Here is a 9,781-nt window from a genome sequence, read left to right on the forward strand (position 1 = left end):
GGCCACGGGCTCGGAGTCCAACCGGCGCTCGGTGGCGTGGGCGCTGGAGCGCTTCCGCGCGGCGGGCGTCCCCGCGACGAGTGAGCCCTTCCGCATGCCGGCGCTGTGGTTGGAGCAGTCGGCGAGCGCGACGGTGCAGGGCCAGGGCGTGCGCTTCGCGCCCCGGGTGGCCGCGATGCCCTTCTCCACGGCGACGCCGAAGGGAGGCCTCGCCGCGCCGCTGCTGGACGTCGGACGCGGCGCGGAGGCGGACTTCACGCGCGTGGGTACGAAGGTGAAGGGTGCGTTCGTGCTGGTGGAGACGGAGGAGCTGCGGGACGTGGAGGGCCTCTTCCGCGAGTACGAGGAGGCGGTGGGAATCGAGGCGCGCGCGGTGGGCGCCGGCGCGGCGGGCGTCGTCTACATGGGCAGCCGTCCGGGCAATCAGCTCTACCGGCACAACGTGTCGACGGGCGCGAAGAACACCCGGCCGATGATGGTGATGGAGCGCGACGGAGCCCGGCGCGCGCAGCGCCTGCTGCGGGCTGGCATCGCGCTCACGATGAAGGCCGCGCTGGAGCTGAAGACGGGCGGGCCCTACGAGGCGCACAACGTCATCGGTGAGATTCGGGGCGCCACGCGGCCGGAGGAGGTCGTCGTGCTGGGCGCGCACCTGGACAGCTGGGACCTGGGCGGAGGCGCGCTCGACAACGGCGCCAACGTGGCGATGCTCATCGACCTGGCGCGGCAGCTGCGGCGGCTGGGACTGAAGCCCGCGCGCACCATCCGCTTCGCCCTGTGGAACGGCGAGGAGCAGGGCATGCACGGCTCGGCCGGGTACGTGCGCTCGCACGCGGCGGAGCTGGATGGACATGCCATGGCGTTGTCGGTGGACATCGGCTGTGGCCGCATCAACGGCTTCTTCACCAATGGCCGCCCTCCGCTGGTTCCGCTGGTGGACAAGGCGCTCCTCCCGGTGGCGGGCCTGGGTCCCTTCACTCAGGTGGATGTGCCGGTGGTGGGCACCGACAACCTGGACTTCATGCTGAGCGGCGTGGCCAACCTCATCGCCAACCAGGAGTCCGCCACGTATGGGCCGAACTACCATGCGCGCTCGGACGAGTTCGAGCAGTGCGACGCACGCACGCTGCGCGCCAATGCCGCGGTGGTGGGCGCGCTGGCGTGGGGCTTCGCCACCATGGAGGAGCGGCTCCCCCGGCAGGGACGCGCGGAGGTGGAGGCGCTCATGAAGGCCACCGACCTGACCGAGCAGATGAAGTCCTTCAACCTCTGGGATGAGTGGGAGGCGGGGAGCCGAGGTCGTCCCGCCGAGCGTCAGGTGTCACCCACGCCGCGCTGAGCGGGGCCCCAGGCTTCAGCGGACCTTGTGCGCCGCGAGCCACGCGTCGATGAGAGGGAGCGTCTTCTCCGAGGGGTCGTCTGTCATGGCCATGATTCGCGCCTCGGCGACGAGGCGCAGGGCCCGTGGGCGGTCCTTGCCGGACTCCCACAGGGCCTGGGCGAGCAGGAACTTCACCTCGGTGCGCTGGCCGACCTCCGGCCGCGCCTTGTCCCAGCCGGTGACGGCCCGCTCCAGGGGCACGAGCGCCTCCGTGGGCCGTTTCAGCTTGAGGAAGGCGATGCCCAAATCCCTCAGGCTGAGCGTCCACTGTCCGGAGCTGTCATCCGGTTGCAGGAGCATGATGTCCACGGCCCGCTGACAGTAGTGCGCCATGTCCGCGTAGCGCTCCTTGAGGGACATGAGCTTCCCGACGAGGCGCAGCGGGCTCACCAGCGACGGGTCCATCAGTCCGCGCGACTTGTCGCGCAGGGCGATGGTCCGCAGGAAGTGCTCCAGGGAGAGGTCGAAGTGGCCCTTCTGAAAGAAGAGGACGCCCAGGTTGGCGTGGATGACGGAGGCGCCGTAGCTCTCCGGCCCGTCCGTCTTCGCGACGATGGTGAGGGCGCGCTCGTAGAAGGGGAGGGCCTCGTCCTCGCGCGTTTGGACGACGAGCGTCGAGGCCAGGTCGTTGAGTGCGTCGTAGACGCGAGGGTGGTCCGGGCCGAGCGTCCGCTCGAAGACGCCGAGCGCCTCGCGGGCGACCAGTTCCGCCAGCTTCAGCTCCTCCTGGTCCCTGAGCACGGGGACCACGGCCAGGCGCACCCGGGCGACCTCCGGGTGCTCGGGACCCAGGGCCTGCCGGGTGATGGTGGCGGCGCGCTCCAGGTGGGCCCGGGCCTCGGCGAGGCGGGGGTGGACCCACTGCGTGGAGCCCAGCTCCAGGAGCACGTCCGCCACTTCCAGGCTGGCCGGTCCGAAGGTGCTCTCCGCGAACAGCAGGGCCTGCTCCTGCAACGCCACGGCCTCCTCGAAGCGCCGCTGCTTGCGCAGGACGGTGCCGGAGTAGGTGAGGAGGTGGACGCGGGTCAGCTCGTTTCCACCGCCCAGCCGTTCGATGGCGGCCGCGGCGCGGTCCTTCCAGCGCGAGGCCAGTTCGTACTCGTCCAGGCCGATGCAGGACACGCGCACCAGCAGCGTCCACGCGCGGGCGGCCACGGCGTCCTGACGCGTGGCCTCCGCCGCGTTCAGCGCCTCGAAGAGCGCGGCCTCCGCGCCACGCCAGTCTCCAGCTCCCTCGCGCAGCTCGCCGAGCAGCAGGGAGATTTCGGCGCCGTCGTGACGGTTCGCCGCCCGCTTCGCCGCCACGGCCGTCGGCTCCACCAGCGTGACGCCTTCCGCGTAGCGACCGGTGGCCAGGAGCGCTCGGCCTCGTGCGAGCGTCGCGCGCAGCGCCTCGTGGCGCTCGCGTGCTTCAGGCCCCTCGGGCAGGGTGGCCCCGCCGGGTGCCAGCGCCTCCGAGCAGCCCGACAGGGGGGGCAGGCCCTTCACCGCGCGGTGCGCCTCGTCCACCGTTCGGGCGTCCGCCTGGGACAGCAGCCGCGTGAGCGCGGAGACATCCGCCAGCCGATTGTCGAGGCAGCGCATGCGCCACGCCATCACCTCTTCGGGCTGCTCGCCCCGGACGCGTGTGGCCTCGCACGCAGTGGTGCGCGTCGTCGTCCAGGCGGCGGTGTACGCGTCCAGCTCCCGGCGCACGCGCTCCCAGGCGGCGGAGGCATAGGGCCGGCCAGTGGCGGTGAACGCGGCCTGGATGGCGGCGGCCTGCTCCGGGCCCCAGATGGTGGTCATCTCCTGCGGGGCGCTCGCGCAGGCCCGTGCTCCTCGGGTGTGCACCGCGTGCGTGAGGCCCACCGCGGTGGCGAGGATGGCCACCGCGCTGGCGAACTGGAGGCCTCGCTTCCACCTCGTGGCCGGGTCGTTCTGGAGCGCGTCGAGCAGGGCCTCCAGGTTCGGGAAGCGGTCCTCCGCGCGACGGGCGAGCCCTCTCAGCAACACGCGACGCAGCCACGGAGGAACGCGCGTGCCGTTGGGCGGAGGCCGCACCTGTCCCGAGGACACCTGGGAGGCCAGCTCGGCCAGGGTGGCGCCTTCGAAGGGGCGTGCGCCGTAGAGGGCTTCGTGGAGCGCCACGCAGAAGGAGAACTGGTCTCCGGCCGCGCCCGCGCGCGTCTCGCCCAGCAGTTGCTCCGGGGCCATGTAGGCCGGCGTGCCGCCCGTCAGCGAGCGCTCCACGGTCTTGTCACGCAGGGGGTCCGCGCGCGCGGGCAGCGCGCTCTCGCGTGTGGTGGGAGCGCCCAGGCGCGCGAGGCCGAAGTCGGTGACGTGGACATTGTCGTCGCCGCCGACGAGGAGATTGGCGGGCTTGAAGTCGCCGTGCACCACGCCCGCGGCATGCGCCGCCGCGAGTCCCCGGCCCGCGTCGAGGAAGAGGTCCAGCACCTCGCGCCAGGGGCGGGGCGCGGCCTTCAGCCACTCGCCCAGCGTCTGGGCCTCCACCCGCTCCATGGCCAGGAACACGTGCTGGCCGAAGGTGCCCACGTCGTAGACGGCCACCACGTTCGGGTGGGAGACGCGGGCCATGGCCTGCGCCTCACGCAGCAGGTGGGCGCGCTCCTTCTCCATGTCGAGGCCCAGGGCGCCGGTGCGCAGCAGCTTGAGGGCGACGCGGCGGTCCAGCTCCGGGTCATAGGCGCCGTACACGACGCCCATGGCTCCCGCGCCCAGCAGCTCCAGGACGAGGTAGCGGCCCACCGCCGTGCCTTTCTCCAGCGGCGAGTCCTCGCGGCGGGGAGAAAGGGGCATGGGCTCGGTGGGCGTCGCGCTGGTGATGAGGTCCGGAGACTGCGCGCGCAGTCCTTCGGCCACGAGCGTGCGACACGAGGCGCATGTGTCGAGATGGGCATCCACCTCGGCGCTCTCCGTGGGCGACAGCTCGCCCAGGAGCAACTTCATGAAGAGGGTCTCATCGACGCAGCGCATGAAGGGTGTCCCCTCCCACGGGAGGGTTCCTGTACCGGGGTGGGGAGTGGGCGCGGGCGACGATAGCAGAGAGTCCCCGCGCGACAGGGGAGAGGGCGCCACGTGGCGGCTTCATCACGGTGGAGCGCCGCTTCATGCGGGGCTCGCGCCGTGCGGTGGGTCGAGCGGGCAGGCGGGCGCGGGTGCCTCAAGGCCATGAAGCGCCCGGCCTGCCTCGTCGACACCTCACACGTGGGGCTCGTGGACGAGCAGGCCCTGGGCGCCCACGCGCAGAGTCACCTGTCGGTGCGGAGTGCCCGCATGCGTCGCGAGCCACTGCGCCAGCGGGACGATGGCGTGTTGCTCCACCGCGCGCTTCAGCGGACGCGCACCGTAGCGCGCGTCGAAGCCGGCCTTCGCGAGGAAGTCCACCACGTCCTCGCCAAAGCTCACCTTCACCCCACGCCGCGCGAGTCCCTCGCGGCCCAGCGCCGCTTCCAGGGTGCGTCGCGCGAGCGTCCGGATGACGTCCGGCGCGAGGGCGCGGTAGGGCACCACCTGGTCCAACCGGTTGAGCAGCTCCGGCCGGAAGAAGGCCGTGGCCGCGCCCAGGTAGTGCGCCTCCATGTCCCGAGGCGTGTCACCACCAAAGCCCAGCGAGCGCGCCGCCGACTCCGCGCCCAGGTTGCTGGTGAGCAGCACCACCGTGTTCCGGAAGCTGACGGTGCGCCCCGTGCCGTCCGTCAGCCGTCCCTCGCCGAGGACCTGGAGCAGCAGGTCATGCACACCCGCGTCCGCCTTCTCCACCTCGTCCAGCAGCACCACGCCGAAGGGCTGCTCGCGCACGCGCCGCGCGAGGCCTCCCTGCTGGCCTCCCACTTCACCCACCAGCCGTCCCGCGCTGCCGGGCGCGGCGTACTCCGCCATGTCGAAGCGGGCCAGCCGGGCGATGTCGCCGAAGAGGTACTCCGCCAGGGCCAGCGCCGACTCCGTCTTGCCCACGCCCGTGGGTCCCAGGAGCAGGAACGCCCCCAGGGGACGCGAGGGGTCCGCCAGTCCCGTCTTCAGCGTGACGACGAGGTTGCGCAGGAGCAGCGTGGCCTCATCCTGGCCGACAATGCGCTCGCGGAAGCGGCGCAGCAACGCATCCGGGTCCAGGCGAATCGAGGAGTCCACCAGCTCCCTCGGGTAGCCCGTGCGCGTGCAGAACGCGGAGGTCACCGCGCCCGCGTCCACTTCCGTTCCCGTGGCGGCCTGCGCCGTCGCGGCGCGAAGCAGCGACACCGCGCCACCCGGAGGCGGGCCCTCTCCGAAGCGCTCCGTCAGCTCCGCCGCGCGCTCCAACGACGCGGGTGTGAAGCGCACCTTGCGCGCCTTCGCGACGCGCTGGGATGCCTGCTGCACGGCGGCCCGAGCCTTCTCGGGAGCCAGCGGCTCCACGACGACGTGTCGCAGCGCCTGGAGGAAGGCGCCATGGGTGCGCTCCGCTCGCGCGACGTCCTCCGGCGTGGCCTCCAGCACCAGCGCCACCTCGCCCCCTTCCAGCGCCGGCAGTAGGTGTCGCGCGACGTCCAGGCCCGTGTCACCGCCGCCCAGGGAGAGCAGCTCGGAGAGGCTGTCCAGGTGGAGCACCGCGCGCCGCACCCGCAGCTCGTTGACCATGAGCTGCACGCGCTTCTGCCACTGCCCCAGATAGCGCATGCCGGCCATGATGCGACCGCCCGAGGTGCTGAAGACCTCCAGTCCCTGGAGCGCATTCCCGGCCGACGCGGACTCCGCCCGGTGCACCAGCTCATGCACCAGCGACGTCTTGCCCACGGAAGGGGGACCCACGAGCAGCACGCTGGCGCGCGCTCTCGAGGTGACGGCTTCGGCCAGCAGGCCGACCTCCGTGTCGCGCTCCCAGGCACGCTCCAGCAGTCCCGCACGGGCCTCCTCGTTGAGGCAGCGGCTGGCCTCGGCGAGTCCAGGAGGTGGGGGAGGGCGGCGCACCGGCCCTCGGGGCTCCTCGATGATGCGCGCGCGGGTCGCCTCACGGGACTTCACCGTCACGGAGATGGTTTCGACGGTCTCATCGCCCAGGTAGGCCAGCGAGTGCAGGCGCTCCAGCGGCGCCATGTAGAGCTCGTGGCGGACCAACTCCTCCACATAGGCCTCCAGGTCCCCAAGGTCCTGCAGCGAGCCCTCCACGTCCACGCGAGGAACCCAGACGTGCACGGCCCCCTTCGCCGCGCCCTTCCGGCCGCCGCGCTCCGCCTTCGCTCGTCCACCGCGCGTCACCACCGTGAGCTTGAGCGGCACGGGCAACAGTCGCCCGTGCTGCACGGCGCGCACGGTGAGGTTCATCTTCTTCGTGCGCAGGTCCGGCCAGTGGGTCTGCGCGTCACGCAAGTCCCCCCGCTTGAGCAGTCGGCCCAGAACCTCGGCCACATCCAGTCGCGCGGTCGCCAGGTCCGGCGCGAACGAGGCCAGATGCGGGTGCGTCAATACGTGCGCGGCCACCCCCACGCCGGGGTAGTTCCGCACGAACAGATGGAAGTTCTTGTCCATGTCAGTGCCCTCCTCGCGCGGGGTCGCGCAGCACTCGCGCCGCCCAGGCCACGGACTCGGAGGGAGTTCTCCCGCTCCCCAGATGAACGACGTTCTCGGGCTCGCCCTCCATGACGACGCGGCCCTGGGGCGACTCGGGCACAAGGCCCGCGCGACGGGCTTCCCGCTCCGCCAGCTTCACCGCGTCGCGAGTCGCCACCGCCCGGGACACGTCCTTCATCAAGTCGGGAGCGTCCGCTAGCAGCTCCACGCGGACCAGCGCGGGCCGCACGCCCAGATGCACCAGCGCATATCCCTCCAGCGTCGCGAGCACCTCCGACAGACCGAACGCCGCCATGCTCACCACCTGCCGCCGCACACGCACCCCCGCGGGACGCGCCGAGCCCGGTGCCGCCCAGCCGATGGTGCCATCCGGCTCCACGTGCTCCTCGTGGACCACCACGCGTCCCAGGCCCTGGGGAAGCCCCTTCACCACGGAGTCCAGCGCGGAGGTCGGCGAGTCCGCGAGCCCTTCCACCAGCAACGCGTGCACCTCCATTCCGCGCGCTCGCGTCGCCAGCTGATGCGCGAGCCACTCCACCTCATCGCGCAGGTTCACCACCTTGGGGCGGCAGCGACGCAGCCGCTCCTCGGGGGACACCGGCATCGGCTCCGGGACATAGGAGGGCCGAGGCCGCAGCCCGCCCCGTCCCTTGTTGTGCCTCCAGCTGTCCTGGTACCCGTCGCGCTCCAGCTTGCCCACGCGCTCCTCTGTCTCCAGGAAGTCGCGGTCCGCCAGTTCATTCTCCCGGATGTCCAGGGCCTCCGCCGACAGGCGCTCCAGCCGCTCTCCCAGCTCCACGGCCTCGACACCACCGGGCGGTGCCTCTCCGTCCGAGCGCCTCGCCTCCGCCGCCTGGAGCGACTCCAGTCGCGTCGTCACTTCCTCCAGGACGCGCGACACGCCAGGGAGCGTCCAGGTGGTGGGGTCCTGCTCACGGGCCCACGCGGGCTCCCTCATGAGCAGCTCCACCGACAGCCCCATGTCCTCGCCCCGGCGGAACAGCTCCACGCGGGCCAGGTCCTCGCCGCCGCGCCGCACCAGGTGGTGGGCCAGGGGCACGGTGAGGCGTCGCTCCAGCGCGCGCTTCAAGGGACGCGCGCCGTAGCGCGGGTCATATGCCTGCTCCACCAGCAGGTCGAGCAGCGCGGACTCCACCTCCACCAGCACGTTGCCCCGGCGGATGCCTCGCCGCGACAGCAGCGACTCCAGGGCGTGCTCCACGACGACGCGCAGCGCGGCGGGCGTGAGGGAGCGGAAGGGCACCACGCGGTCCAGGCGGTTGAAGAACTCCGGGCGGAAGAAGGCGCGCACCGAGGAGAGGTAGTGCGCCTCCGCGCCTTCCGGAGCGCGGTGGAAGCCCGTGCGGGCGGCGGCCTCGCGCACGCCCAGGTTGGACGTGAGCACCACCACCGCCTGTCGCGCGTCCACGGTGCGCCCCGCGCCGTCCGTCAGCCGGCCTTCACCGAGGAACTGGAGGAGCGCGTCGAAGATGCGCGGGTGCGCCTTCTCCACCTCGTCGAACAGCACCACGCAGAACGGCTGGGTGCGCAGCGCCGTCGTCAGCTCGCCGTCCGGTGCGCCGGGCAGGCCCAAGAGCCGGGTGATGCTGGACGCGGAGACGAACTCCGACATGTCGAAGCGGACCATCCGCTCCTCGCTGCCGAAGAGGGTGCGCGCCAGCGCCTTGGCCGTCTCTGTCTTGCCCACGCCGGTGGGGCCCACGAAGAGGTAGGTGGCCAGCGGCTTGTCCGGCGGCTGCAGCGAGCGCTGGAGCGTGAGGATGGCATCCACCACGGCGGCGACGGCCTCCGGCTGTCCGGCCACCTGCGCGGCCAGCTCGCGCTCCAGCACGTCCCGGGACTTCGGAGGCGCGCTCCCCAGCACGAAGTCCGGCAGGCCCGTCTGCGCGCGCATCGCGGCGGTGACGTCCTCCTCCGTGAAGCGGCGCACGTTCTGGTCCACCGTGCCGGGCCTCGCGAGCACCCGGCGCAAGAGCCGCACCGCCTTGCCCGGGAAGGCCTCGTGCGCGACGAAGCGCTGCTGGAGGTCCAGCAGGGTCTCCAGCGCGAGCGGGGACAGCCGCACCGCGGGCCCGCCTTCGCCCGAGCCCTCCAGTTCTCGCAGTGTCCCCAGCAGGGCAGGCAACGTCGTGCGGGGCTCCAACGCGGGCACGTGCACCACGCGGAACAGCGAGGCGAGCGTCGGGGCCTCCTCGCGCACCCGCTCGAAGCGCTCGGGCGTGGACTCCGCGAGCACGGTCAATTCGCCGCGCGCCATGTGGGGTTCCAGGAACTGCGCGACGTTGGTGCGCTCGCTGGAGGTGCGCCCCGCGTAGACGAGCGAGGCCAGGTCGTCCACGTAGAGCAGGTCACCCACCTCCACCAGCTCCTTCACCACGCCGCGCGCGCGGGCCTCCCACTGGCCCACGTACATCATCCCCGCGATGAACTGATTGCCATCCACGCGCCACACGTCCCGGCGCTGTCCCGCGGCGTCCTGGCGCGCGGTGAGCCGGCGCACCACCTCGTGCACCAGCGCCGTCTTGCCGGAGCCCGGCGGTCCTACCAGGACGATGGCCGCGCCCTCCCGGCCCTCCAGCGCGTCCACCACTTCGCGCACCAGCGCCTCGCGGCCGTAGCAGTGCTCCAGCCCGTCATCTCTGGCGGAGTGGCTCAGGTTGCGCGCCACCTCCCGCAGCTCGGTGAGCGTGAGGCGGCGGCGGTTGCGGCGCGCCTCGCGCTGCTCGGGCGTCTCCGGCGGAGTGGCCGTCCCCTTCGAGTCCTTTCCAGGCGTCCGGCGGCGCCGGGGCGGCTTGGGCGGCTTGGGCGGCGTCCGGGGGAGGATGGTGG

The 9,781-nt window shown here is 72.4% G+C and carries 4 protein-coding genes; 1 reads left to right on the forward strand and 3 read right to left on the reverse strand.

What is annotated here, in order from left to right; all coding sequences use genetic code 11:
* Positions 1–1,339, forward strand: a 1,339-nt coding sequence (locus HR086_RS40355) for a M20/M25/M40 family metallo-hydrolase (RefSeq protein WP_174468270.1), incomplete at its 5' end; no start/stop codon positions are given.
* 15 nt (positions 1,340–1,354) lie between these two features.
* Here the strand turns inward: HR086_RS40355 and HR086_RS49485 are convergent.
* From HR086_RS49485 to HR086_RS40370, 3 genes are all read right to left on the reverse strand, one after another.
* Positions 1,355–4,360: a tetratricopeptide repeat protein gene (locus tag HR086_RS49485; protein ID WP_174468271.1), complete on the reverse strand. Its 3,006-nt coding sequence runs from the start codon at positions 4,358–4,360 to the stop codon at positions 1,355–1,357.
* 225 nt (positions 4,361–4,585) lie between these two features.
* A complete protein-coding gene (locus HR086_RS40365; protein WP_174468272.1) occupies positions 4,586–6,889 on the reverse strand; it encodes an AAA family ATPase in 2,304 nt (767 codons plus the stop codon).
* Position 6,890: 1 nt separating this feature from the next.
* On the reverse strand, positions 6,891–9,781 hold a 2,891-nt coding region (locus HR086_RS40370), incomplete at its 5' end, for an AAA family ATPase (protein WP_174468273.1).

It is taken from the genome of Myxococcus sp. CA039A, assembly GCF_013336645.1.
GTDB lineage: Bacteria > Myxococcota > Myxococcia > Myxococcales > Myxococcaceae > Myxococcus > Myxococcus llanfairpwllgwyngyllgogerychwyrndrobwllllantysiliogogogochensis.